We start from the raw sequence: 23,972 nt of genomic DNA on the forward strand, positions 1-23,972 counted from the left end.
CACCCTGCACGTGTTCCCCGATTGCCCCGCAATAGAAGTCACGTGACCGAGCGTGGTCGGTCGAGTGGTCCTAGCGGTGGCGCCTCGGTGACTACCGCAGATTCAGTTGACTTGGAGTGAATGATGCGGTGCCCGGCGTGACACCGCAAGATGGCGTCTGTTAACACTCTTGGCGTGGCGGTTACTCTCTGCACATGACGTCCAGTGTGCGCAACCGGGTGCCGGCGCCAGCACTGTTCGTCGTCGGGGGCCTCTCGATGTACGTCGGGGCAGCCCTCGCGGTGGGGCTGTTCACCCGATTGTCGCCGTCCGCTGTCGCGATGTTACGGATGATCGGGGCCGCGGCGGTGCTTCTCGCCTGGCGCCGCCCGGGCCTCGGCGCATGGCGTGGGCCGCGGTTTCGCCAGGCCGTTGCGCTCGGCTCGGCCACGGCGTTGATGAACGTCACATTCTACGAGGCGATCGCCCGGCTCCCCCTCGGCACCGCGGTGGCGATCGAGTTCTGCGGACCGGTGGCCGTCGCCGCGGTGGCGTCGCGCGGCGCCCGTGATCTCGGTGCGGTGGTGCTGGCGGCGGCCGGTGTGCTGCTCATCGCGGATGTGCGCTGGTCAGGAGGCCCTGCGGGGGTGCTGTGGGCGCTCGGGGCCGCGGCGCTGTGGGCCACCTACATCCTGCTGAGCAAGCGGGTGGCGAGGTCCGGCAACGGCCTCGACGACCTCGCGGTGGGGTTCACCGTGGCCGCTGTGGCGTTCTCTCCGCTCCTGCTGCTCGGTGGTCCGGAAGGCCCCGGAGCACTGCTCGACCCCGTGGTCCTGGTGCTCGGTCTCGGGGTGGGAGTGCTGGCCAGCGTGGTGCCCTACGTGCTCGATCAGGTGGTGCTGCGCAGGCTGGGGCGAGCCCGGTTCGCGGTGCTGCTGGCGTTACTGCCTGCCACCGCCACGGTCGTGGGCTTGGTCGGATTGGGCCAGATTCCGGGCATCCAGGAATTGCTCGGTATCGCTGCGGTGATCCTGGCGGTCGCGCTCCGGTCACGGGAAGGTGACGAACCGGCAGCGGTCGGCGGTGGCTGATTTCGGTTACAAAGAGTGAATCGCCGAACGGTAACCAAGCGTGACCGGTTTGTCCAGTTTCGCGTGATCAGCCGCCGAATGGATGAATCATGGACGACACGCCCGTGCAGCGGTGAGCGGCAGCGCGCCAGCAGATGAAGCAGCCGTGGGAGCGGCGTGCGCAGCAGGGAAGTCATCTGCCGGGGCTCGCGGCGACACGCCCGAGGGGCGCAGGGCGTGCCGCCGGACCTCGGCCCGCACGAGCGTGAGGAACCGGTACCGGCCTCCGCCGACCGCTTCCAGGAGGTGCACGCCGACCAGCGCCTCCAGGATCCGGCGGGCCTCCGTGCCCTCCACGCCGAGCAGCGGCGCCACCGCGGGGACGTCCAGCAGGTCGTGGTCGCACAGCGCGATCCGCCGGCAGGCCGCGGCCAGCTCGGGGGCGAGCCTGCTCATCGCCCACTCGAACCGGGTGCTCGCGGCCCTGCGGTCCTCGTCGAGCACCACCGGCGACGCGAAGTCCTCGCGGATCTGCCGGTGCACCTCGTGCACCGTCTCGCGCGGCCTCGCGAGCAGCCGCGCGGCCGAGATCCGCACGGCGAGCGGCTGCGCGGAGCACTCGGCGACGATCCCCTCCGCGGCGCAGGGCTCCGCCCGCAGGCGCTCATGACCCGCGAGCCGTCCCATGAGCGTCAGCGCGTCCTCGTCGGCGAGTGGGCCCACTGCCACCGAACGCAGACCGGGAAGATCGATCAGGCGCCGCCAGCTCGTCACGATCACGGCGGAGGACGGCGCGGCGGGCAGCAGCGGCAGCACCTGTTCGCTGCTGTCGGCGTCGTCGAGGACCACCAGGATCCTGCGTTCGGTGAGCAGGGTGCGCCACAGCGCGCTGCGCTCGCCCACCGCGGCCGGCAGCCGATCCCGGCCGATCCCGAACGCCGCCAGGAACCCGGCGAGGATCTCGCCCGGGTCGACGGGTGGCCCGCCCGGCGTGCTCAGCGTCGCGAAGAGCTGCCCGTCGCGGAAGTGGTGGCGCACGGACCGCGCGACGTGCGTGGCCAGCGCGGTCTTCCCCATGCCGGTGAAGCCGGTGATCCCGACGAGCGCCGGGCCGTCCGGGCACAGCAGGCGGTCGGTGATCCACGTGATCTCGGGGGAGCGCCCCACGAAGTCCGCCGTGTCCGCGGGCAGCTGCGCGGGCGTCGGCGTGACGACCGGCTCCGTGATCGGGGCTGTGGGAGACCCGTCGTCGGCGAGGATGCGGGCGTGCAGCTCGCGCAGGCCCGCGCCCGGCTCGAGACCGAGCTCGTCGCGCAGCAGCCGCCGGATGTCCCGGTAGGCCGCCAGCGCCTCGGCCCGCTGCCCGGACCGGTACAGCGCCAGGATCAGCAGCTCCCACAGCCGCTCGCGCAGCGGGTGCCGCGAGACGAGCGCGGTCAGCTCGGACACCGCCTCGACGTGGCAGCCCAGCTCGATCGACACCGCCAGCTCGTCCACCACCGCCGCCGCGCGCATCTGCTCCAGTCGCACGCGGTGGGCGGTGGAGCCGGGCCCGACCGCGCCGCTGAGCGGTGTGCCCTGCCACAGCGCCAGCCCGGCCCGCAGCCCGGCCGCGGCGCTCGACGTGTCGCCGCTGCGGAGGGCTTCCCGCGCCTTGTGGATGTGGTGGCGGAAGAGGCCGACGTCCACCGCGAGCGGGTCCACCGCCAGCACGTAGCCGCCTCCGGAGGAGGTGATGAGGCCGGGACCGCCGCCGCCGAGGATCCGCCGCAGCCGGTAGACGTACGTGCGGATCGTGCTCGCCGCTCCCCGCGGGACGTCGTCGCCCCACAGCTCGCGCGCGGCCTCGTCGACCGGCAGGGGCTGCCCCTCGCGCAGTAGCAGTACCGCGAGCACGGCCCTCTGCTGGCGGGACCCGAGATCGACCTCCACATCGCCCCGCCACGCCCGCACCTGCCCGAGCAGGGCGAATCTCAGTGCTGGGTCCACTGTCGTGTCCCTCCCCGTTCTCGCGCGACGCACCCGCCCCCACCAGTGGTGCGCGCCACGCGGCCCCTCATCGGCACTACGGCCGGGGCGGGGACCTCTGTTCACCGGGCCCGTCCGATACGGGCGCGGTGACGGCGATGCCCCAGGTCGGCGGCCCGGCGGGCGGTCTGCTGTGCCGAGTGTCACCACGGTCCGGGCCGGACGGTGAGCCGAACGGAGGATCGAGCGGAGCTCAGAGCGTCGAGCGGAGCCGCGGTGCGCTCTGCTTGCGGCGCAGCGCCCGCCGCAGTGTCTCCTCGCTGCCCAGGCCGCTGCGCCGTGCCGCGCCGGCGATGCTCTCGCCGGAGAGGATGAGCGCCGAGGCCGCCTCCACCCGTACGGAGGCGACGTACTCCGCGGGCGTGCAGCCGACCTCCGCCTTGAACCGGCGGCTCAGGTGCCGAACGCTCAGTCCGGAGTGCCGGGCGAGGGCGGCGAGGCTGTGGTCGGCGGCGGGATCGGCGGCGATGCGATCGCACAGGTCGCGGAGCAGGCTGCGCCGCGGCCGGGTGGTACGGGCAGGCACCGACATCTGCGGTTGTGCTCCGTGCCTGCGCATGAACAGGACGAGGTCCTGTGCGATCCGGTGGGCGAGGGCGTCACCCTCGTCCTCCTCCACGAGCGCGAGCGCGAGGTCGATCCCGGCGGACACGCCCGCGGAGGTGAGGACGCGGCCGTCGCGGACGTAGATCGACTCCTCGTCCACGGCGACGGTGGGGAAGCGGCGTGCGAGGGTCGCCGTGTGGCGCCAGTGGGTGGTGGCCCGCAGCCCGTTCAGCAGCCCGACCGTGCCGAGGGCGAACGAGCCCGCGCAGATCGACGTCACGCGCCGGGCGCCCGTGGCGAGTTGCCGGATCGCATCCAGCAACCCGGCAGGCGCCCCGGCCTCCACCAGGACCTCCCCGCCGGGCACCACGAGCGTGTCGACGGGGCCGGCCGCGCGTGCCGGGCAGGTGACTCCGAGCCGCAGCCCGCCGGACGTGGTGACGTCCGCGCCGTCCGGCGAGCACACGGTGACGTCGTAGGGCGCTCCCATCGACCGGGCCACGTCGAACACCTCGAGCGGGCCGGTGACGTCGAGCAGCCGCACACCGTCGAAGACCAGGACGACGACCGTGCGCCGCCGGTCGGCCGGGGTGATGGGCATGGCGAAAGACTATGCAGGGATCGGTGATCCCCCGACCGGCCGTGGCCGGATCTGAGGCATTCCTGGCCATCGCGGCGACGACCGTTGCGCTCTCGTCACGTGGATGAAACGGCTGTTTCCGACGATCGCGGCGACGAGGAAAAGGGGAGTGCGGATGTCGGGGAAGAATGCACTCGCGCCCCGCATCGGGGTGCTCGGCGCCGTCGCGGTGCTGTTCACCGGCGCGGTCGTGCTCGTTCCGGTATGGGTGGTCTTCATCGCGTGGGCGTCGTTCTTCATCCTCGGTGGAGGCATGAACGGGCTCGTGCGTTCCGTCGTGAGCAACCTGACCGGGTTGGTGATCGCGACGGTCACCCTGATGGTCAGCCAGGGCCTCGGCATGGGCCTCGTGCTCACCGCCGTGGCGGTGGGGGCGGGCAGCGCGGCCATGGTTCTGGTGTCGCGCGCATCGCTGCTCGGGACGATTCCGGCGATCGTCTGGGGCTTCGCCTCCACGGTCGGCACCGTCGCCGTGACCGGACGCGGGGTCCTGACCGCCTCGATCGGAAACCCGGCGGTCATGGCCGCGGTGGCCCTCGTGCTCGGTGGCCTGTTCGGGATCGTGTCCGAGCGGGTGGCGCAGGTGCTCTCGGCGGAGCCGGCGAACAGGGCGGAGCCGTCACCGGAGATCTCCGGATGACGCAGCGCCAGATTCCCGGATATGACTCGACGAACCGGCGTTTCGTCGTGGCCGGATCTGCGCCGATCACGTCCGGCGAAGCGACCTCCCGCCTCCTTGTGGCGTGAAACGATTGCCTGTGATGGGAATACAGAAACGGAAATGGGGTGCATGTGAAGCTTCAGCACCAACTGGGCGGGCTGGAAGGCCTCGACGGTCCGCTGGACTTCGAGAAGCGGGTGTTCGTCCAGGAATGGGAGAAGCGGATATTCGGCATCCATGCCGCGATGATGGGGTTGTCCCGTTCGTTGCGCGACGCGCTGCCCGACTACGACATCGACGCCGTTCCGACGGCGTTCGCCAGCGCCTGGACCTGGGCAGATCTGCGCAGCGGCGCTGAGGCGATGAACCCGTTCGCCTACTTCCAGTACCGCTACTACGAGAAGTGGCTGGGCGGAATCACCGCCTACCTGCTCGACACGGGATACCTCACCCCCGAGGAGCTCGACGCCGCGACGAATCGCTTCCGGGAGGATCCTGCCGCGCCGCTGCCGTCCGGCGAGAACCCCGCCGTCGACGCCCAGGTCGTCCGGTACCTGCGCGAGGGCGACTCGCCGCGGCGCGGTCCGGCCGACCCGGCCTTCGCCGTGGGAGCCCACGTGACCGTCCGCAACCCGCCCGCTGTCGCCCACACCCGGTTGCCGGGATACCTGCGCGGGTGCGGCGGCACCGTGGAGCGGGTCTTCGAGGGCAGCTACCGCTACTTCCGCTCGACCGGCCCCGACGGCCTCGGCGAGCCGATGGCGGTCTACATCGTCCGTTTCGATCCCGCGCAGGTGTGGGGCACCGCCGCCGAACCCACCGGGGGCCGGTTGTACGCCGAGCTCTACGAGACCTACCTCGCCCCCGCCGACCAGGAAGGACAGCAGTGACCGCGCAGTTCGGCTACCCGAGTGACCGCGAGGAGACCAGCGCGGCGCAGGTGCGTGCGCTGGAGGCGCTCCTCATCGAGAAGGGCGTCATCACCAGCGGCACTGTCGACAAGGTGCTCGGCTACTTCGAGTCGGAGATGACCCCGCTCAACGGCCGGAAGATCGTCGCCCGGGCCTGGACCGACCCGGAGTTCGCCCGCAGGCTCGCCGCCGACACCCCCGCCGCCGTCGCCGAGCTCGACCTGCCTGACGGCATGGCGGGTGCCGAGGGCGAGCACATCGCCGCCGTCGTCAACGAGCCGGGGATCCACAACCTCGTGATCTGCACGCTGTGCTCCTGCTTCCCCTGGCCGGTGCTCGGCTTGCCGCCGTACTGGTACAAGGACCCGGTCTTCCGGGCGCGCGCAGCGCGGGAACCACGCAAGGTGCTGACGGAGCTGGGCGTGGCACTGGACGAGGACACCGAGGTGCGCGTGTGGGACTCCAGCGGCCACTCCCGCTGGTTCGTCGTGCCGGAGCGGCCGGCCGGCACGGAGGGGATGTCCGAGGCCGAGCTCGCCGAACTGGTGACCACCGAGTCGATGATCGGCGTCGCGCTCGCCGACTCCCCGGCCGGGAGGTGAGCGGGATGACCGACGTGAGCCCGGTGACGCTGCACCCGTCCTGTGTCACCGATCTCAACCAGCCCGTGTTCGACGAGGAATGGCAGCGGCGCGCGTTCGGGCTGGCGGTCGCGCTGTCGGAGTTCGGCCACTACCCGTGGGCCGACTTCCAGCAGGAGCTGATCACGAAGATCGGAGCGTGGGAGGACGCACCCGCCGACGCCCGCGGCCGGTGGGAGTACTACGAGCACTGGGTGGCCGCACTCGGTGCCGTGGTGCGCGAGCACGGCATTCTCGAGGACGGCTACGTCAACCCGGAGGACCGCGACTCCCGTGCCTAGCAGGCCCGGCGTGACGATCCGTGTGGCTCACGCGGGCACGGGCGGGCTTTCCCGGTTGACCGCGGCGAGCAGCAGCGTGGCGGCCACCCTCGTTCCGTCGGTGCGGATCGTGGCGGCCACGGCGGTCGCCCGGGCGCGGGTCTCGGGGGCCAGGGCCGTCTCGAGCGCGGCTGAGAGGGACCCGGTGGTCGGAGCCGGACCGTCGTGTGCCGCGCCGATGCCCAGCGCGGCCACCCGGCTTGCCCAGTACGGCTGGTCCGCCATCTGCGGCACCACCACCTGAGGCGCGCCGGCCCGGGCAGCGGTCGTCGTCGTGCCCGCGCCGCCGTGGTGCACGACGGCGGCCACCCGGCGGAACAGCGCCTGCTGGTTGACCTCGCCGACGGCGAAGCAGTCGTCCTGGTCGTCGATCAGGCCCAGGTCGGCCCAGCCGCGGGAGACGAGTACCCGGCGGCCCTGCGCGCGGACCGCCTCGATGACCGCCCGGGCGACGCCGTCCGAGTCGCGCATGGGCATGCTGCCGAAGCCCACGTACACCGGTGGTGCGCCGGCGTCCAGGAACGCCTCCACCCCTGCTGGGAGGGGGCGTTCGTCCGGCCGGATCCACGCGCCGGTCTGCACGACGTCGAGGTCCGCGGGCTCCAGCCACGGGCCCAGGTTCGGATCCGCCGCCAGCCACGGCCGGTCGGCGAGGACGTGGTCGAGGACGTTGTCCACCGGTGGCAGGCCGATCGATGCCCGGTGCGTGTTGATCGCCTCGCCGAACAGCCCGTTCACGTTCTCGCTGTTCAGATTCCACAGCACCCGGTTGTCGGTCACCTCCGGTGGGAGCGGCCGGCCCGGCCACGCCTGCGGCGGGTGGTGCGGAGAAGGCAGGTAGGACGGAAAGAACGCCACCCACACATAGGGGATACCCAGCTTCTCGGCCACCGCCCGCGCGCCGGCCCCGGCCGGGATCAAGCCGGTCGCGACCACCGCATCACATCCCTCGGCCGCCGCGGCGACCGCGTCGTACGTCGCGGCGGCCAACGCGGCGGCGCGCTGGGACAGGCCCTCCGCCGGCAGCGGCGCCGTCCCGGTGACCGCCCCCTTCACCGTCGGGCGTACCGGCCGGCCGATCGGCACCAGCGGGACGCCGACACCGTCGAGCAACTCCGCGAAGTCCGGCGGCGCGCACACCCGCACCTCCGAGCCGAGCGCCCGTAACTGCACCGCGAGCCCCACCATCGGTTCGACGTCCCCGCGCGACCCGTACGTCATCAACAACACACGCATTTCGTGACTCGCATTTCCCTGGGTTCTGGCTTCGGCGCGCGATTCTGCGGCACGACAAGGGTCTTGCCGCAAGCCCCCCGGTGAGCTATAAGTTGAAGTGGGAAGAGGCGGGTACTCCACTTTTCATTCGTCGTCCGCTGTGGACGCACACCGACGCCGCGCCCACCCGAAGCCGCTACCAGCGCCGATCCGGGACGTGTGCGAATTCGTTTCGAACAGCCGGATTCAGGAATTCCCGGCTGACTTGCGGATGCGGGAACCGCATACCGTGGCGCTCGACGAGTCAGCGCGGCGCCACCGGGAGCACCACCCGCGACCGCCCGTCCACACCGATCGTCCGGTGCGACGGGCGCAGCGCGGTGCCGCTCTCCGCGGGCTCACCCGTGCCGAGGTTGCGCGCGAAGCGGGGGTGGGCGCCGCCGGCGACCAGCAGCCGGATCCGGTGCCCAGCCGCGAAACGATGGGCCATCGCGTCGAGGTTCACCCGCACCACCTGCCCGGCCGGATCCTGCCCGGCCTGATCCTTCCCGACCGGATCCGGGGGGCTGAGCCGCACGAACCCGTCGGAGACGTTGCGGGACCGGCCCTTGGCGTCGACGTCCCAGATCCGCACGAACACGTCGGCGTGGGGGTTGTCGCTGGTGTGCGCGAGCTCGACGACCGGGCGGCCGATGACCTCCAGGTCCGTCTCGAGCACCGGCCCGGTGAAGGTGGCGACGTCGGGCCGGGCCTCGAGGGCGCGGTTGTCCCGTACCCCGTTCGCTCCGGTGAGGATCCGGCCGCCGAGGGCAGGCGTGGGGTGGCCGGGGTCGTAGGTGAACGTGGCCGCGGGCGCGCCCGGGGCCGGCTCATGGGCTCCCAACCCCCCGCCGGGCTGCAGGTACAGCACCTGCTCGCCCGCGGGCGGCGGCCATTCCGGCAGGCCGCGCCACCCGCTGTCGGCACCGCCGACGTGGATGCGGACGGGGGCGGGCCGGCGCCTGCCCGGGCGGCCGGCGAGGTGCTCGCCCAGCCCAGTCGAGGGTCTCCCGGCCGTTGGTGCCGCTCCCCTTGCTCATGAGGTCGGTGTGCGTCCACGGGCCGACGGTGAGGGCGACGTCGATGCCACGGCGGTGCAGGTGCTCGTACCCGTCGAGCTGGTCGAGGAACAGGTCCTGCCAGCCGCCGATGAGCAGCACCGGCACCTGCACCCGGTCGAGCGCCGCGTCGAGCCGCATGTTCGCCCAGAGCGGGTCGCTCGCCTCCGGCCGCGACGCCCACTCCCGGTACCAGGGCGCGCGGCCGTTCAACAGCGCATCCCCGGCCGCGACGAGGGGCAGGTCGTGGAACGCGGGCCGCAGCCTGCGCCCCGCAGTCACGCCCCGCACGACTGCGGCCGGGAAGCTGGTGTCCTCCTGGTGGGCGACCATCTCGCTCCACCGGAAGAAGTCGGCGAGGGAGAACGCCCCAGCGCCGTACACCGCGCGGTGGAAGTCGTGCGGGCCCATGCTGATCACGGCCGTGCGGAGCTCGGGCGGGGGGTCCATGAGCAGCGCCCACTGCGTGAACCCGAGGTAGGACGGCCCGAGCGTGGCGAGCCTGCCGTCGAACCAGGGCTGCTCCCGCAGCCAGCCCACCGTGTCGTGGCCGTCGGCGATCTCGTGCTGCATCGGGGCGAACGTGCCGCCGGAACCGAATGTGCCCCGGCAGCTCTGCAGGAGCACGTGGTAGCCGCGCAGCGCGTACACGCGGGCGGAGAACAGGGCGAAGACCGAGGCACGTCCGTACGGGCCGCGTACCAGCACCGTGCCGTTCCCGGGTGCCTCGGTGGGCGCGTAGTGATCGGCGACGAGCTCCACGCCGTCGCGCATCGGGACGCGCACGCCGCGGGTCACCGTGTAGCCCGTCTCCTCCGGCCGCCGCAGCAGCGCGGAGACGACCCTGTCGACGAGCCGCGCGGCGCGCCCGGGTGGGCTCGTGACCGGGCTCGGCTGCGCTGTGGTCGTCATCGCTCTCCCCGTGGTGAACCGGTGATCCCGTCGCAGGGCCGGCGTCGTGTGTACCGCAGGAGAGCGGTGGCGGGCCAGCGGTCAACAGGGAGCCGACGGTCACCGCGAACAAGATCCTTACGGTGACGGTCGCAACAAATCCGGGTCGCCGTCACGAAACTGTGACCTCTCAGTGATCACTTAAACGATCCAGTGTGCTTGGCGCCACTCCATCGAGCGACATACGTTGTTCGTCGCAACATTTCCCCGCATCCGGCGGGGATCCCCGACGATGTGGAAGGACGACCATGCGCATCAGGAGAGCCGCGCTCGCGGCCGCGGGGCTGGGGCTCGCCCTCACGCTCGCAGCATGCGGCCAGAACGCCGCCGCCCCGTCGGCGCCCCCCTCGAGCTCCGCTCCGACCGGCGGGACGAAGGTCGGCGTGATCCTCCCGGAGACCGCCAGCTCCGCCCGGTGGGAGGGCTTCGACAAGCCGCTGCTCACCGCGGCCATGCAGGCGCAGGGGCTCGACGCCGACATCCAGAACGCGCAGGGCGACGAGCAGAAGTTCTCGACCCTCGCCGACGGCATGATCTCCAGCGGCGTGAAGGTGCTGGTCATCGCCTCGATCAGCAGTGAGTCCGGTGCTGCCGTGGCCGCGAAGGCCAAGGCGCAGGGCATCCCCGTGATCGACTACGACCGCCTCAACCTCGGTGGCACGAGCGACTACTACGTCTCGTTCGACAACACCAAGGTCGGCGAGCTCCAGGGCCAGGGTCTCGCCCAGGCGCTGAGCGGCAAGCAGGGCGCCCAGGTCATCGAGATCGAGGGCGCACCGACCGACAACAACGCCACGCTCTTCTACAACGGCCAGCAGAACGTGCTCAAGCCGATGTACGGCGATGGCGCCCTCAAGCTGGTGCAGTCCCAGCCCATCGACAACTGGGACAACCAGCAGGGCGGCACCACCTTCGAGCAGATCCTCACGAGCAACGGCGGCAAGGTCGACGGCGTGGTCGCGGCCAACGACGGTCTCGCCGGCGCGATCATCACCGTGCTCACCAAATACGGCCTCAACGGCAAGGTCCCGGTGACCGGGCAGGACGCCACCCCCGACGGCCTGCAGGCCATCCTCCGCGGCGACCAGTACATGACGGTCTACAAGCCGATCGACCAGGAGGCCGAGGCCACGGCCAAGCTCGCCGCCGCACTCGCGAAGGGCGACACGGCCGCCGCCGACGCGATCGCCACCCAGACGGAGAAGGACCCGAAGGGCAACCGCGACGTGAAGTCGGTGCTGCTGACCCCGCAGCTCATCACCAAGGACAACGTGAAGTCCGTGGTCGACGCCGGAGCCGTCAAGGCCTCCGAGATCTGCGTCGCGGCCACCCAGACCGCCTGCGACCAGCTCGGCATCAAGTAACCCTCGACCCCTCGTGGGCGGATACGAGTGGGGCCCCCTGACACTCGTATCCGCCCACGGGCACCGGAGGTGCCCGTATGACTGATCCGATCCTGCAGTTGCGCGGGGTGAACAAGAGCTTCGGCGCCGTCCAGGTGCTGCACGACGTCGACCTCACCGTCCGCGCCGGTGAGGTCACCGCGCTGGTCGGAGACAACGGTGCCGGCAAGTCGACGCTCGTGAAGTGCGTCGCCGGCATCCACCCGATCGACAGTGGCGAGGTGCTCTTCGAGGGCAGGCCGGTGACGCTCAACGCTCCCACCGACGCCTCGAAGCTCGGCATCGAGGTCGTCTACCAGGACCTCGCGCTGGCCGACAATCTCGACATCGTCCAGAACATGTTCCTCGGCCGGGAGCGCGGCAAGTCCTGGCTCCTCGACGAGGCCGACATGGAGCAGGCCGCCCGGCGCACCCTCGCGTCGCTCTCGGTGCGCACGGTGACCTCCGTGCGGATGCCGGTGGCGGCGTTGTCCGGCGGACAGCGGCAGACCGTCGCCATCGCCAAGGCTGTGCTCTGGGACTCCAAGGTCGTGCTGCTCGACGAGCCCACGGCCGCGCTGGGCGTCGCCCAGACCCGTCAGGTGCTCGACCTCATCCGGCGACTCGCCGAGCAAGGCCTCGGTGTCGTGCTGATCAGCCACAACATGGCCGACGTCTTCGAGGTCTCCGACCGCATCGCCACCCTGTACCTGGGCCGGATGGTCGCCCAGGTGCCCACCAAGGACATCACCAACACGCAGGCCGTCGAGCTGATCACCGCGGGCCGTTCCGGGGATCTCGGCCTGCAGCGACCCGAGAGCGTGACGGTCTGATGACGGCACCCACCGAGGGCCCCGAGGCCCAGACGGAAAAGGCTGCCCCGAGCAGCGGGACGAGCGCGGCCGAGCGGGCAGCGCCTGCCTCCTCGCGCGCGGCCGACTTCGGCATCGACACCACGGCGCGGAGCACGGGCGAGGCGATCCGTGGCTACCTGACCAACCTGCGCGGCGGCGACCTGGGCGCCCTGCCGGCCCTGCTCGGCCTGCTCGCGCTCTTCATCCTGTTCACGGTGCTCGCACCGGACACGTTCCCGAGCCTGCTGAACCTCGCCAACCTCCTCCAGCAGGGCGCCGGGCAGACGATCATCGCGATGGGCCTGGTGTTCGTCCTGCTCACCGGGGAGATCGACCTGGCGGCCGGCACGGCGTCCGGGCTCACCGCTTCGGTGATGGCGCTGCACCTCGTGAGCAACGGCAACCTGCTCGGCGCGATGGGCACGCCCGTCTTCCTGCTGTTCGCCGCGGTGATCGTCCTCGCGATCGTGCTGGCGGTGCTGCTGCGGATCTGGGCGGGCGCGGTGGCCTCCGCGGGAGCGCTGCTGCTCCTTCTCATCGGGTTCGCCCCGAACCCGTGGCTCGAGATGCTGCTCGCCGTGCTGGTCGGCGTCGTGATCGGCTGCCTCACCGGCTTCCTCGTCGCGAAGGTCGGCATGCCGTCGTTCGTCGTGACGCTGGCGCTGTTCATCGCCTGGCAGGGCGTGATCCTGCAGCTCATCGGTGACGGCGGCACGCTCGGGCTGCGCGACCCGGTGATCAACGCCGTGGCCAACGGCAACCTCTCGACACTGGGGAGCTGGATTCTGTTCGTCGTGGCCGCGGGCGGTTACGCCGCGGTCATGCTCAACCGTCAGGTCTCCCGGCGCAGGCTCGGTCTCGTCGCCCAGCCGACGGGCCTCGTCCTGATCAAGACCGGCGCCGTGGTCGTGCTCGCCGCGGTGGCGACCTACCTGCTGACGGTGAACCGTTCGCCGGGCCAGCTGGTGATCTCGGGCGTGCCCTACGTGGTGCCGATCGTGCTCGTGCTGCTCGTCGCCGGTACCTACGTCCTCGACCGCACGCGCTTCGGCCGGCACGTCTACGCGGTCGGTGGCAACCGGGAGGCCGCGCGCCGCGCCGGTATCGACGTGGTCCGCATCCGGGCCGCCGTGTTCGTGATCTCCACGGCCTTCGCGGCCATCGGCGCGATCATCTACTCGTCGAAGGTCGGCTCGGTGTCGCCGAGCGCGGGTGGCGGCAACACGCTGCTGTTCGCGGTCGGTGGAGCCGTGATCGGCGGGACGTCGCTGTTCGGGGGCCGTGGGCGCCTGAGCAACGCGGTCATCGGTGGCGCGGTGCTGGCCACGGTGAACAACGGACTGGGCCTGCTCGGCCAGCCCGCGTCCGTCGTCTTCCTTGTCAACGGGATCGTGCTGCTTCTCGCGGCGGGCGTGGACGTGCTGTCGCGGCGGCGTTCGGCGGTCGCCACCAGGTGAACCGCACCTGGGGCGGTGACGGTGGCGGCGGTCCGTCCGCCGCCACCGCGGGCGCCCGGCCGGACGAGGCCAGGCGGCACAACCGCGCAGCGTTGCTGCGGCGCCTGCACGTCGACGGTCCCTGCACGCGAGCCACCCTCGCCAGCGAGCTCGGGCTCAACCGCAGCACGATCAAGGCGGTGGTCGACGGCCTCGCCGAGGCCGGTGTGGTCACCGAGGCACTACCGGTGCAGCGCAACGGCGCCGGACGCCCGTCGCTGATGGTGCTGCCCGAGCCGGAGGCCGCCGTCGTGCTGGCCGTGGACGTGCGGGTCGAGCAGGTGTCGATGTCGATGGTCGGCATCGGTGGACAGATGCTCGGGCGCCACAGCTGGAACCTGCACCACCGCACCCGCACGCCGGGCGAGGTGATCACCCACGTCGCCGAGTCGGCCCAGCTGCTCTCCGAGGAGCTGGCCGTCACGGCGCAGGGCGTGGGGGTGTCGGTGCCGGGTGTGATCCGCAGTGACGACGGCTTCGTGCACGAGGCGCCCAACCTCGGCTGGCGTGACGTCGCACTGGGCCGCAGGCTCGGCGCGGTGCTGAAGGTCCCCGTGCAGGTGGCGAACGACGCCGAGCTCGGCGCCCTCGCCGAGCACGTCCGAGGGGACGCACGTGACGTCGACGACCTGGTCTACATCTCGGCCGACAAGGGCGTGGGCGGCGGCGTGATCTCCGCGGGCCGTCCCCTGCGCGGCACGCGCGGCTATGTCGGCGAGATCGGGCACCTCGTGGTCCGGCCCGGCGGGCGGCCCTGCTACTGCGGATCTCGCGGATGCTGGGAGACCGAGGTGGGGGAGGCGGCGCTGTGCCGGGCGCTCGGGCTCGCCGAGGACGCCCCGCGCGGCGTGGTGGTGGCGGAGCTCCGGTCGCTCGAGGGCGCCGCGCAGCCCGGCAGGCTCGACGACTTCGCGACATGGCTCGCCACGGGGCTCATCACCGTGGTGAACATGATGGCTCCCGAGCTGGTGGTGCTCGGCGACCTGTTCACCGCCCTGCCCCCGGCGGTGGTCGCGAAGGTCCGCACGATGGTGCACGAACGCAGCCTCGTGAGCCGGGCGGTGGGAGGCACGCGGATCGAGACGAGCCCCCTCGGCCGTGACGCGAAGCTGGTCGGCGCGGCCGAACTCGCCTTCGAACCGGTCCTCGTGGCGGTCTGAGGCCGCACTCTCCACTCCCGGCGATCAACGGCCGGCACCAGGCTCGGCGGTTCACCCGCCGATGAACGCGCCGTGCGATCCCGCGTCGTTCACGCCGCTCGACGTGCAGACGTCGAATCCTGCTTCGGTCAGGGAGAATCGAGAGGAAAGGCCGTCCGCGCCGGTGCGCCTCGGCGGCCCGGCGTCACGGGCGCGCCGGACGGATGTTTCGCGCTCACGATGACGTCACCTCGATCAGGAGCGGCGACAGCGAACCCGCATTGATCCCGACGATGTCCTGCGGGCAGGCGGAGACCGCGACGACGCAGTCCAGCACGGCCTCGAAGGTGATGGAGTCACCTGGGGACGTCGCTGCCTCGAGCCACCGCAACCGCCCGTCCTGCTCCACCGGGATCCGCATGAAGACGTTGATCGGCTGCGGCGTGGGCCCGGTGTAGTCGTGCCCGGCGTCGGCGAGCGCCTCCCGCAGGTTCTCCGCGCACGATCGGTGTTCGCTCGCGCCGAGCGCCGCGTACCGCTCGGGGTCGCACGCCGCGATCAGCATGTCGTGGTACCCGGGTGAGGCGTCCTCGACCAGCGTGAGGATCGGGCGGCGCCGTTGCGTCACGAAGTGCTCGCCGACAGCCGGGAACAGCCGGCTTGTCGCCGCGCGGGTGTGCGACGCGCTGTGGTGCTCCGCGCCGGTGAATGCGAAGACATCACCGACCTGGCCACCGTCCGGGTCGATCACGCGCACGCGATCGCCCGCGGCGACACGGACGGCGCGGCCGGTGCCTGCGGGAACCTCGACAACGGAGGTTTCTCGTGATGCCTGCATATCTGCCATTCCAGCGCGTGGCGCAGGCCACGTCGAGGGGACGAACCCGCAGGCATCGGGCTCGGGGCGGGTCGGCGCCAGAACACGGACGAACCGCCTGGAAGGGACGTCGTATGCGTCGGTTTGCGTCGCCACGTATCATCCCGGAGACCCGCGGGAGCCCACGATCCGAGGCTGAGAGGGCGGCAGGACCGGCCGCCGACCGTTCGAACCTGACCCGGTTAATGCCGGCGTAGGGAGGAACCTCGTGATCGGCGTACGTTCGCACCGGATCTCCGTCGTCCTGGCCGCGGTGCTCCTGCTCGTGCTGGCCGGGTGCGCAGGCGGCGGTGCCGGGGGTGCGGGCGGGGCCGGTGGCGGGCAGACGATCCGGGTCGCCCTGGACTGGACGCCCAACACCAACCACACCGGTCTCTACGTGGCGCAGCAGGAGGGCTGGTTCCGCGACGCCGGGCTGGACGTGCAGTTCCTGCCGTACAACAACACCTCGCCCGACACGCTCGTCTCGTCGGGAGCGGCGGACTTCGGCATCAGCTTCCAGGACTCGTTCACCTTCTCGAAGGCGGCAGGCGCGGACATCACGTCGGTGATGGCGGTGCTGCAGCACTGGGCCACGCGCATCGCGGTGAAGGCCGACCGGGCCGACATCACTTCCCCGAAGGATCTCGACGGCAAGACCTACGGCGGGTTCGGCGGGCCGGGGGAGGAGCCCAAGATGCAGGCCGTCATCCGCGACGCCGGGGGCAAGGGCGACTTCACGACCGTGGTCCTCGGCACCTCCGCGTACGAGGCGCTCTACGCGGGGCAGGTCGACTTCACCGAGCCGTTCATGGCCTGGGAAGGCATCGAGGCCGAGCTGCACGGCCAGCCGCTCAAGACCTTCGCCTACACCGACTACGGCTTCCCCGACGCCTACAACGTGCTGCTGATCGGCAACAGCCCCTGGCTGCAGGCCCACCCCGACCTGGCCGCGAAGTTCGTGCAGGCGGCGCAGCGCGGCTACCAGCTCGGCGCGGACGACCCGGCCAAGGCCGCCCAGCTGCTGATGGACGCCAACCCCGGCGTCTTCACGGAGCCCGAGCTCGTCATGCGCAGCCAGCAGATGCTCGCCGATCAGTTCCTCCGTGACGGGTCCGGCAAGGTGGGCGAGCAGACGCTGGGCGAGTGGTCGGGCTTCTCGGGGTGGGTCTTCGACTCCGGCGTGCTCACCGGACCGGACGGGAAGCCGCTCACCCAGCGGCCGGACTTCTCGACCTGGTTCACCAACCAGTACCTGGCGAAGCCATGAGCGCGCCGCGCACGGGCGGCCGGCGCACGGCCTCGGCCGTCGTGCCGTCGCTCGTCCTCGTCGCGCTCGGGCTCGTGGCCTGGCAGTGGTACGTCACGGCCGCCGGAGTCCGGCCACAGGTGCTGCCCTCGCCGCTGCGCGTGGCCACGCAGGGCTGGGCGTTCCGCGAGCAGTTGTGGGAGAACACGCTGCCGACGCTGCAGGTCACGGCGGTCGGGTTCGGGGTGTCGCTGGCGCTGGGCTGGGCACTGGCGATCGCCGTGGACTTCTCCCCGTGGTTGCGACGGGCGCTCACGCCGCTCCTCGTGGCGTCCCAGACGCTGCCGATCATCGCGATCGCGCCGCTGCTGATCATCTGGTTCGGGTTCGGCCTGCTGCCGAAGGTGCTGGTGATCGCGCTCGTGACGTTCTTCCCGATCGCCGTCGGGCTGATCGAGGGGTTCTCCGCCACCGACCGGCAGGCCACCAACCTGCTGCGCAGCATGGGGGCGTCGCGCTGGAAGCAGTTCCGCTACGTGCGCCTGCCCGGGGCCATGCCGTCGTTCTTCACGGCGCTGCGGATCGGCATCACCTACGCCGTGACCGGAGCGATCTTCGCCGAGTACGTCGGTGCGACGGCGGGGCTCGGGATCTTCATGAGCCTGCAGAAGAACTCCTTCCGCACGGATCTCGTGCTCGCGGCGGTGGTGGTGACGGCGCTGCTGTCCGTTGGGCTGTTCGTCCTCACCTACCTCGTGCAACGGCTGGTGATCCCGTGGCACGGGAAGGAGCGTCGTCGTGCCTGAGGGCGGCCACGAGACCAAGCTGGTGCTCGACGATCTCCGGAAGGCCTACCCGGGGCTCCCGGTGCTCGGCGGGGTGACCTTCGACGTGGCGCCCGGTGAGTTCGTCTCCGTGATCGGGCCGAGCGGCTGCGGCAAGTCCACGCTGTTCAACGTGATCGCGGGCCTGGAACGGCCCGACTCCGGCCGGGTCCTCGTCGACGGCGTGGACGCCACCGGTCGCGTCGACCCCTTCGCGTACATGCCCCAGCAGGATCTGCTCTTCCCGTGGCGCACCGTCCTGGACAACACGACGCTGGGCCTGGAGGTGGCCGGGATGTCCCGGCGGGCCGCCCGCGAGCGAGCCCGGCCGCTCTTCGCCGAGTTCGGGCTGTCCGGGTTCGAGTCGGCCCACCCGTACGAGCTGTCCGGCGGGATGCGCCAGCGGGCCGCGTTGCTGCGCACGGTGGTGCAGGACCGCGCGGTGCTGCTGCTCGACGAGCCGTTCGGCGCGCTGGATTCGCTCACCCGCACCGACATGCAGACCTGGCTCGACGACGTGCGCACCCGGTTCGGCTGGACCGTGCTGCTGATCACCCACGACATCCGGGAGGCGGTGTTCCTCTCCGACCGTGTGCTGGTGCTCGGGCCGCGGCCCACGCACGTGCGGCGCGAGGTGAACGTCGACCTGCCGCGGCCGCGGGAGATCGGGCTGATCACCTCCCCGCAGTTCGCGGCGATCGAGGAGGAGTTGCTCACGGTGCTGCGGAACGGCTCCCGGTGACCGTGCTCGCGGCCCTCGCGAGTGCTCGTAGCATGCGTCTGTGCGACTGACCCGCAGCGCCCGCAAGCACGGGATAGCCGCCGACGACATCCGCCAGGTGCTCGCCGCGCCACTGCGCACGGTCGTGCAGGGAGACGTCGAGCTGCGCATCGGGCTGACGGCGGGCCGCGACCTGATCGAGGTGGTCGTTGCCCCGGGCGACCCGGTCATCGTGCTGCACGCCATGCGGCTGCGTCCGGCGAACTACCGCTTTCTCCGCCGGCCCGGCCAGGCCGATTCCGGCGAGACGGCCTAGTGACGCGGAACCCCGTTTCCTCGCCACCGGAACTGGTCGAACTACAGTCGTGAGCATGTCCGCTCGCAGTTCCCGCGCCGACGTGCTGGCCGCCGTTCCCACACTCGTCGATGAGGCGGGTGAGCTCGACAGGGAGGCCAACCGGGCGCTGCTGACGGGGCTGGTGGGCCGCCTCGACGGGGTGTTCGTCGCCGGCACCACCGGCGAGTTCCCGGCACTGCACCGCGCCGAGCGGCGCGACCTGCTCGAGATCGCGCTCGACGTCTTCGGCCCGGAGCGCGTAGTGGCCCACATCGGCGCGGCCGCCACCCGCGACGCCGTCACGATCGCCCGCGACGCCGTCGCCGCCGGGGCTCGGCGCCTCGCCGCGATCACGCCCTACTACCTGGCCGTCGACTCCGGCACGGTCACGCGGCACTTCGCCGCGATCACCGAGGCCTGCGGGGACGCCGTGGTCTACGGCTACCTCTTTCCGGACCGCACGGGCGTCCCGGCCGACGCGGAGGATTTCGCGCGCACGGCGGCCGAGAGCGGGCTCGCCGGGGCCAAGCTCAGCGGCGCGGCGGCCGGCCTGCTGGCCGAGTTCGTGGCTGCTCTTCCCACGGGTTCAGTGCTCTGGTCCGGCGACGACGCCGCCCTCGCCTCCGTCGTCCCGGCCGGCGGCCGCGGTGTCGTCTCGGCCGCCGCCTCCGCGTTCCCGGAGCCGTTCACCGCCCTCGCCGACGCTGTGGCGCGCGGCGACGCGGAGGCCGAGCGCACGGCCCAGGCCGAGGTCGACGAGGTCACCGCCGCGCTCGGCAGCCCGCAAGGGATCAAGCACGCGCTCGCGGGCATGGGGCTCGGCACCGGCGTGATGCGGATGCCGGCACCGCTGGTCGGTGCCGAGGAGCGGGAGCGGATCGACCGGCTGGTGGCCCTTCAGGCACCGGTGGCCTGACGCCGAGTCAGCCCACCAGCACCACGATCAACGTGCGGGGGCCGTGGACGCCCTCCACGCGTTGCAGCTCGATGTCGCTTGTGGCCGACGGTCCGCTGATGAACGTGATCGGACGGGTCGGCTCCAGCGCCGCCAGCATCTCCGGGACGGTCTGCACCACCTGGGCGGCGCGCACCACGCAGACGTGCACGTCCGGCACGAGGGTCAGCGCCCGGCGCCCCTGGTCGGGTGAGCCGTCCAGCGCGATCGTGCCGGTGGTGGCGCACGCGGCCGCGCAGGCGGTGACCACGGCGGCGTGTTCGTCGAGGTCGGCGGGGGAGAGGACGCCCACGCCTGCGGAGCCGTCCATGACGCCCGCGGGCACCCAGTCGTCGGGCAGGCCGGGCGGCACCACGACAGGGCCCGCCACCTCGGCCAGCGCGACGCGGATCGCGGCCGGCACGCCGTCGGCGGGCGTGTCGATCACCGTGGCGCGGTAGTCGACGAGCCGGTCGCGGAACAGCGCGAGCAGCTCGGGCGCGCCGGGTGCGTGCCCGCCGCTGCGGTGGTAGCCGCGGGGGATCTCGGGTGGCGCCGGGCGGCCCGCCTCGCGGTTGGCCTCGCGGATACGGGCCAGCACGTCCTCGCGAGCGCTCATGAGGTGCCCCGGTTGCGGGCCCACCACTCGCGGAAGGTCTCCGCAGGCGGGCGCGGCGCGTCCCGGCTCGCCGTCCAGGCCGACAGGGGCGGCGGGAGCGCCGAGATCCGTCCGGTCGCGCGGCCGAGCAGGCGTGCGGCGCGCGATGTCTTCTCGGCGGCCGCGAACCGCGTGGGCGAGGCCATCACCCACGCCGCGGCGGCCATCGCGAGAGCCTCCGCGCTCGGGACGCGGTGCACGGATCGCTGCTCGTCGACGTGCCGGGCCCGCAGCCGTACCAGGAGCGACGGGATGTCGATCCGCACCGGGCAGGCGTCGAAGCAGGCTCCGCAGAGGCTCGACGCATAGGGCAGCGACGCGTTGTCCTCCACGCCGGTGAGCTGCGGCGACAGCACCGCGCCGATCGGGCCCGGATACACCGAGCCGTACGCGTGGCCGCCCGCCCGCTCGTAGACGGGACACACGTTGAGACACGCCGAGCACCGGATGCAGTGCAGCGCGGTGCGGCCCATCTCGTCGGCGAGGGCGGCGGTGCGCCCGTTGTCGAGCAGCACGAGATGGAAGGTCTGCGGGCCGTCGCCGGGGGTGACGCCGGTCCACGCCGAGTTGTAGGGGTTCATCCGCTCGCCGGTGGAGCTGCGCGGAAGCAGCTGCAGGAACACCTCGAGGTCCTGCCAGGTGGGCACGACCTTCTCGATGCCCATCACCGTGATCAGCGTGTCCGGCAGGGTCAGGCACATCCGCCCGTTGCCCTCGGACTCCGCCACGAGCAGCGTGCCCGTGTCGGCCACCCCGAAGTTGGCGCCCGAGATCGCCACCTTGGCGCGCAGGAAACGCTCGCGCAGATGCGCACGGGCCGCCATGGCGAGCCGACGCGGCTCGGTGGTGAGCCGCGGGTCGACGCCGGGCATCTCGCGCAGGAAGATGTCGCGGATCTCGGCGCGGTTGCGGTGGATGGCGGGCACGAGGATGTGGCTCGGCATGTCGCCGCCGAGCTGGACGATCAGCTCGGCGAGGTCGGTCTCGTGGGCCGTGATGCCCGCGGCCTCCAGTGCCTCGTTGAGCCCGATCTCCTGGGTGGCCATCGACTTGACCTTGACCACCTCGGACTCGCCGGTGGCGGCCACGAGGCCGGTGACGATCGCGTTGGCCTCGTTGGCGTCGCGCGCCCAGTGCACGACACCGCCGCGGGCCTGCACCGCCTTCTCCAGGCGCTCCAGGTGCTCGTCGAGGCGCGCCATCGTGGCGGTCTTGAGGGCCTCGCCCGCGAGCCGCAGCTGCTCCCAGTCGTCCAGCTCGGCCACGACCGACGCCCGCTTCGTGCGGATGGTGCGCGTGGCATGGCCGAGGTTGCGCCGCAGCTGGGAGTCGGCCAGCGCGGTGCGGGCGGCGGCGGGGAAGGACTGCTCGCCGCGCAGGTGGCCCACTCCGCGCGGGGCGACGGCGGGCATGCCGAGATCGGTGGAGCTCATGCCACCGACTCCGTGCCGGCCAGGATCTCCGCCAGGTGGACCGTGCGGGTGCCGGTGCGCAGCCGGGAGAGCCCGCCGCCGATGTGCATCAGGCAGGACGAGTCACCCGCCGTGGCGACCTCCGCCCCGGTGGTGATCACGTTCTTCATCTTGTCGGCCAGCATCGCCGTGGACGTGTCGGGGTTCTTCATCGCGAAGGTGCCGCCGAACCCGCAGCACTGGTCGGCCTCGGGTAGCTCCAGCAGCGTCATTCCGCGGACGTGGCGCAGCAGCCGCAGCGGTTTGTCGTCGACGCGCAGCATGCGCAGCGAGTGGCAGGTGGGGTGGTAGGTGACCCGGTGCGCGTAGTACGCACCGACGTCCTCCACCCCGAGCACGTCGATCAGCAGCTCGGACAGCTCGTAGGTGCGCGTGGCGACCGCCTCGGCCCGCTCGGCGAGCGCCTGGTCGCCGGCTCTGCGGGCGACCATCGCGTGCTGGTGGCGAACCGACCCGACGCAGGAGCCCGACGGAGCCACGACGACGTCGAAGTCCTCGAAGGTCTCGACGTGGTGGCGCACCAGCGGGAGGGCCTCGCGCTGGTATCCGGTGTTGACGTGCATCTGCCCGCAGCACGTCTGTGCCGCGGGGAAGACGACCTCGTGGCCCAGCCGTTCGAGCAGCGTGACCGTGGCCTGTCCGACCTGGGGGTACAGAGCGTCGGCCAGGCACGTCACGAACAGGGCGATCTTCATTGCTCCCTCTCCCGCCGCCTCAGGCGACCGTGGTGGACCTTACGGCGCCGCCCAACCGCGTGGACGCCCGCACCACGAGCTCGGGGGCGAACATGACCTGCTGGTGTTCGTGCGTCTCCGGGTTGCGGGCCTCTGCGAGGAGCAGCTCGGCAGCGGTGCGCCCGAGCCGGTGGCGTGGCTGCGCCACCGACGTCAGCGGCACGGCGGCGGCCTCGGCGAACTCGATGTCGTCGTAGCCGACGATCGCGATGTCCTCGGGCACCCGCAGCCCCAGCCGGACCATCTGCTGAAGCAGCCCGAGCGCGAGCAGGTCGTTGGCGCAGAACGCTGCTGTGGGCCGGTGCGCGGCGGGTAGGCCGGCCAGGCGCTCCCCGGCGCGACGGCCCTGGGCGACGTCGAGGCGGGGGGTCTCCAGCACCGTCAGCTCGCCGGTGCCCGCGCGTGCGATGGCCCGTTCGGCGCCTGCGATGCGGTCGCGGACCTGCCCGATCGAGCGGGGCCCTCCGACGAACGCGATCCTGCGGTGGCCGCTGTCGAGCAGGTGGGTGACCGCCAGCTCGCCACCGAGCTGGTCGTCCACGGTGACGGAGCAGTGCTGCGGGCCCGCGCCACGGTCGACGATCACCACGGGCGTGCCGCGCCGGGCGAGCGCGGTGATGCGGGGGTCGGCGGCGTCGACCGGGGTGATGAGCACGCCCTCGACGCGCTGCTGCTCGAGGAGGTCGAGGTAGGCGGCCTGGCGCTCCTGGTCCTCGCCGCTGTTGCAGAGGAACAGTGCGAGCCCGGCGGCGTCGGCGGCGTCCTGGACCCCGCGTGCCACGTCGGTGAAGAACGGGTTGGCGGCATCGAGTACGACGTAGGCGAGCGTGCGGCTACCTCCGCCCCGGAGCTGGCGTGCTGACTCGTTCCGCACGAAACCCAGCTCGGAGATGGCCGCGAGGACGCGTTTGCGCGTGCGTTCGCTGACCAGTTCCGGCCGGTTCAGGACGTTGGAGACGGTGCCCAGCGAGACGCGCGCATGCGCAGCGACGTCCTTCATGCTGGGCGTGCCCGATCCCGTCACCACCTCGTGATCTCCGATCCTCGAACTCGATTCCGGCAGCATGCCGTGTGGCACTGAAACGTACAAGAGTGCCATGCAGGTAGTAGTCATTTGCCCGGAGAACCCGCCGAACGTGGAGCCCGGCCCCCTCGTCGCCAGGGTCTTGTGCTGCTGGTTCGACCTTGACACGCTCTATCTGTGGCCCGTACGGTCGCGTGGCTCACCATTTGAAACGTTTCATCAAAGATGCTGGA

Annotated in this window: 24 protein-coding genes and 1 riboswitch; of the genes, 14 read left to right on the forward strand and 10 right to left on the reverse strand. The window is 71.8% G+C overall.

Annotated features, from left to right (window positions below; all coding sequences use genetic code 11):
- The first annotated feature begins 194 nt into the window (after positions 1-194).
- Positions 195-1,070 (forward strand): EamA family transporter, encoded by an 876-nt coding sequence (locus MMF94_RS23655; protein WP_241039339.1) that lies wholly within the window; start codon positions 195-197, stop codon positions 1,068-1,070.
- A gap of 87 nt (positions 1,071-1,157) precedes the next feature.
- Here MMF94_RS23655 and MMF94_RS23660 read toward each other — a convergent pair whose 3' ends face one another.
- The gene (locus MMF94_RS23660) at positions 1,158-3,038 is read right to left on the reverse strand and encodes an AfsR/SARP family transcriptional regulator (RefSeq protein ID WP_241039340.1); all 1,881 of its coding nucleotides are present in this window, start codon (positions 3,036-3,038) and stop codon (positions 1,158-1,160) included.
- A 232-nt stretch (positions 3,039-3,270) separates the two neighbouring features.
- Positions 3,271-4,224: a GlxA family transcriptional regulator gene (locus MMF94_RS23665; protein ID WP_241039341.1), complete on the reverse strand. Its 954-nt coding sequence runs from the start codon at positions 4,222-4,224 to the stop codon at positions 3,271-3,273.
- 154 nt (positions 4,225-4,378) lie between these two features.
- Between MMF94_RS23665 and MMF94_RS23670 the strand changes: the two genes are divergently transcribed.
- The 4 genes from MMF94_RS23670 to MMF94_RS23685 all read left to right on the forward strand — a co-directional run bounded on the left by MMF94_RS23670 (position 4,379) and on the right by MMF94_RS23685 (position 6,757).
- On the forward strand, positions 4,379-4,903 hold the full coding sequence (locus tag MMF94_RS23670; RefSeq protein WP_241039342.1) for a DUF1097 domain-containing protein: 525 nt from the start codon (positions 4,379-4,381) through the stop codon (positions 4,901-4,903).
- 152 nt (positions 4,904-5,055) lie between these two features.
- Complete coding sequence (nthB, locus tag MMF94_RS23675) at positions 5,056-5,814, forward strand: nitrile hydratase subunit beta (RefSeq protein ID WP_241039343.1); 759 nt, start codon at positions 5,056-5,058, stop codon at positions 5,812-5,814.
- Positions 5,811-6,437 carry a nitrile hydratase subunit alpha gene (nthA, locus tag MMF94_RS23680; protein ID WP_241039344.1) on the forward strand — a complete coding sequence of 209 codons (627 nt, stop codon included), beginning with the start codon at positions 5,811-5,813 and terminating at the stop codon, positions 6,435-6,437. The genes nthB and nthA overlap by 4 nt, the downstream gene beginning before the upstream one ends.
- A 5-nt stretch (positions 6,438-6,442) precedes the next feature.
- Entirely contained in the window at positions 6,443-6,757 is a 315-nt protein-coding gene (locus tag MMF94_RS23685) for a nitrile hydratase accessory protein (protein WP_241039345.1), read from the forward strand.
- A 27-nt stretch (positions 6,758-6,784) separates the two neighbouring features.
- On the opposite strand, the gene MMF94_RS23690 is transcribed toward MMF94_RS23685, so the two are convergent.
- From MMF94_RS23690 to MMF94_RS43410, 3 genes are all read right to left on the reverse strand, one after another.
- Positions 6,785-8,032 (reverse strand): glycosyltransferase, encoded by a 1,248-nt coding sequence (locus MMF94_RS23690; protein ID WP_241039346.1) that lies wholly within the window; start codon positions 8,030-8,032, stop codon positions 6,785-6,787.
- A 283-nt stretch (positions 8,033-8,315) separates the two neighbouring features.
- Positions 8,316-8,990, reverse strand: a complete 675-nt coding sequence (locus MMF94_RS43405) for a CocE/NonD family hydrolase (RefSeq protein WP_277398806.1) — start codon at positions 8,988-8,990, stop codon at positions 8,316-8,318.
- Positions 8,881-10,020, reverse strand: coding sequence for a CocE/NonD family hydrolase (locus MMF94_RS43410; RefSeq protein ID WP_277398804.1), 1,140 nt, complete (start codon positions 10,018-10,020; stop codon positions 8,881-8,883). Before MMF94_RS43410 ends, MMF94_RS43405 begins: the two co-directional genes overlap by 110 nt.
- Positions 10,021-10,307: 287 nt before the next feature.
- Here MMF94_RS43410 and MMF94_RS23700 point away from each other — a divergent pair, with 287 nt between their 5' ends.
- The 4 genes from MMF94_RS23700 to MMF94_RS23715 all read left to right on the forward strand — a co-directional run bounded on the left by MMF94_RS23700 (position 10,308) and on the right by MMF94_RS23715 (position 14,951).
- The gene (locus MMF94_RS23700) at positions 10,308-11,423 is read left to right on the forward strand and encodes a sugar ABC transporter substrate-binding protein (RefSeq protein ID WP_241039347.1); all 1,116 of its coding nucleotides are present in this window, start codon (positions 10,308-10,310) and stop codon (positions 11,421-11,423) included.
- A 77-nt stretch (positions 11,424-11,500) separates the two neighbouring features.
- Positions 11,501-12,274: an ATP-binding cassette domain-containing protein gene (locus MMF94_RS23705; RefSeq protein WP_241039348.1), complete on the forward strand. Its 774-nt coding sequence runs from the start codon at positions 11,501-11,503 to the stop codon at positions 12,272-12,274.
- Positions 12,274-13,752, forward strand: a complete 1,479-nt coding sequence (locus tag MMF94_RS23710; RefSeq protein ID WP_241039349.1) for a sugar ABC transporter permease — start codon at positions 12,274-12,276, stop codon at positions 13,750-13,752. Before MMF94_RS23705 ends, MMF94_RS23710 begins: the two co-directional genes overlap by 1 nt.
- Entirely contained in the window at positions 13,749-14,951 is a 1,203-nt protein-coding gene (locus MMF94_RS23715) for an ROK family transcriptional regulator (protein WP_241039350.1), read from the forward strand. The genes MMF94_RS23710 and MMF94_RS23715 overlap by 4 nt, the downstream gene beginning before the upstream one ends.
- Positions 14,952-15,165: 214 nt before the next feature.
- Here MMF94_RS23715 and MMF94_RS23720 read toward each other — a convergent pair whose 3' ends face one another.
- On the reverse strand, positions 15,166-15,768 hold the full coding sequence (locus MMF94_RS23720; RefSeq protein WP_241039351.1) for a DUF1989 domain-containing protein: 603 nt from the start codon (positions 15,766-15,768) through the stop codon (positions 15,166-15,168).
- A 143-nt stretch (positions 15,769-15,911) separates the two neighbouring features.
- Positions 15,912-16,024, forward strand: a riboswitch (TPP riboswitch).
- Here MMF94_RS23720 and MMF94_RS23725 point away from each other — a divergent pair.
- The 5 genes from MMF94_RS23725 (at position 16,016) to MMF94_RS23745 (ending at position 19,833) form a co-directional block, all read left to right on the forward strand.
- Entirely contained in the window at positions 16,016-17,056 is a 1,041-nt protein-coding gene (locus MMF94_RS23725) for an ABC transporter substrate-binding protein (protein ID WP_241039352.1), read from the forward strand. Its footprint overlaps the riboswitch before it by 9 nt.
- On the forward strand, positions 17,053-17,841 hold the full coding sequence (locus tag MMF94_RS23730) for an ABC transporter permease (RefSeq protein ID WP_241039353.1): 789 nt from the start codon (positions 17,053-17,055) through the stop codon (positions 17,839-17,841). Before MMF94_RS23725 ends, MMF94_RS23730 begins: the two co-directional genes overlap by 4 nt.
- Positions 17,834-18,601 carry an ABC transporter ATP-binding protein gene (locus MMF94_RS23735; RefSeq protein WP_241039354.1) on the forward strand — a complete coding sequence of 256 codons (768 nt, stop codon included), beginning with the start codon at positions 17,834-17,836 and terminating at the stop codon, positions 18,599-18,601. The genes MMF94_RS23730 and MMF94_RS23735 overlap by 8 nt, the downstream gene beginning before the upstream one ends.
- Before the next feature lie 40 nt (positions 18,602-18,641).
- Complete coding sequence (locus MMF94_RS23740) at positions 18,642-18,896, forward strand: hypothetical protein (protein ID WP_241039355.1); 255 nt, start codon at positions 18,642-18,644, stop codon at positions 18,894-18,896.
- A 55-nt stretch (positions 18,897-18,951) separates the two neighbouring features.
- A complete protein-coding gene (locus MMF94_RS23745) occupies positions 18,952-19,833 on the forward strand; it encodes a dihydrodipicolinate synthase family protein (RefSeq protein ID WP_241039356.1) in 882 nt (293 codons plus the stop codon).
- Between the two features lie 7 nt (positions 19,834-19,840).
- Here the strand turns inward: MMF94_RS23745 and MMF94_RS23750 are convergent, their stop codons facing one another.
- The 4 genes from MMF94_RS23750 to MMF94_RS23765 are packed head-to-tail and all read right to left on the reverse strand — an operon-like array spanning position 19,841 to position 23,715.
- Complete coding sequence (locus MMF94_RS23750; RefSeq protein WP_241039357.1) at positions 19,841-20,470, reverse strand: LutC/YkgG family protein; 630 nt, start codon at positions 20,468-20,470, stop codon at positions 19,841-19,843.
- Positions 20,467-21,942 carry a LutB/LldF family L-lactate oxidation iron-sulfur protein gene (locus MMF94_RS23755; RefSeq protein ID WP_379660493.1) on the reverse strand — a complete coding sequence of 492 codons (1,476 nt, stop codon included), beginning with the start codon at positions 21,940-21,942 and terminating at the stop codon, positions 20,467-20,469. The genes MMF94_RS23750 and MMF94_RS23755 overlap by 4 nt, the downstream gene beginning before the upstream one ends.
- Positions 21,939-22,676, reverse strand: coding sequence for a (Fe-S)-binding protein (locus MMF94_RS23760; RefSeq protein ID WP_241039358.1), 738 nt, complete (start codon positions 22,674-22,676; stop codon positions 21,939-21,941). Before MMF94_RS23760 ends, MMF94_RS23755 begins: the two co-directional genes overlap by 4 nt.
- A gap of 19 nt (positions 22,677-22,695) precedes the next feature.
- On the reverse strand, positions 22,696-23,715 hold the full coding sequence (locus tag MMF94_RS23765; RefSeq protein WP_241039383.1) for a LacI family DNA-binding transcriptional regulator: 1,020 nt from the start codon (positions 23,713-23,715) through the stop codon (positions 22,696-22,698).
- Between the last annotated feature and the right edge of the window lie 257 nt (positions 23,716-23,972).

The organism is Pseudonocardia alaniniphila, assembly GCF_022524485.1.
Lineage (GTDB): Bacteria > Actinomycetota > Actinomycetes > Mycobacteriales > Pseudonocardiaceae > Pseudonocardia > Pseudonocardia alaniniphila.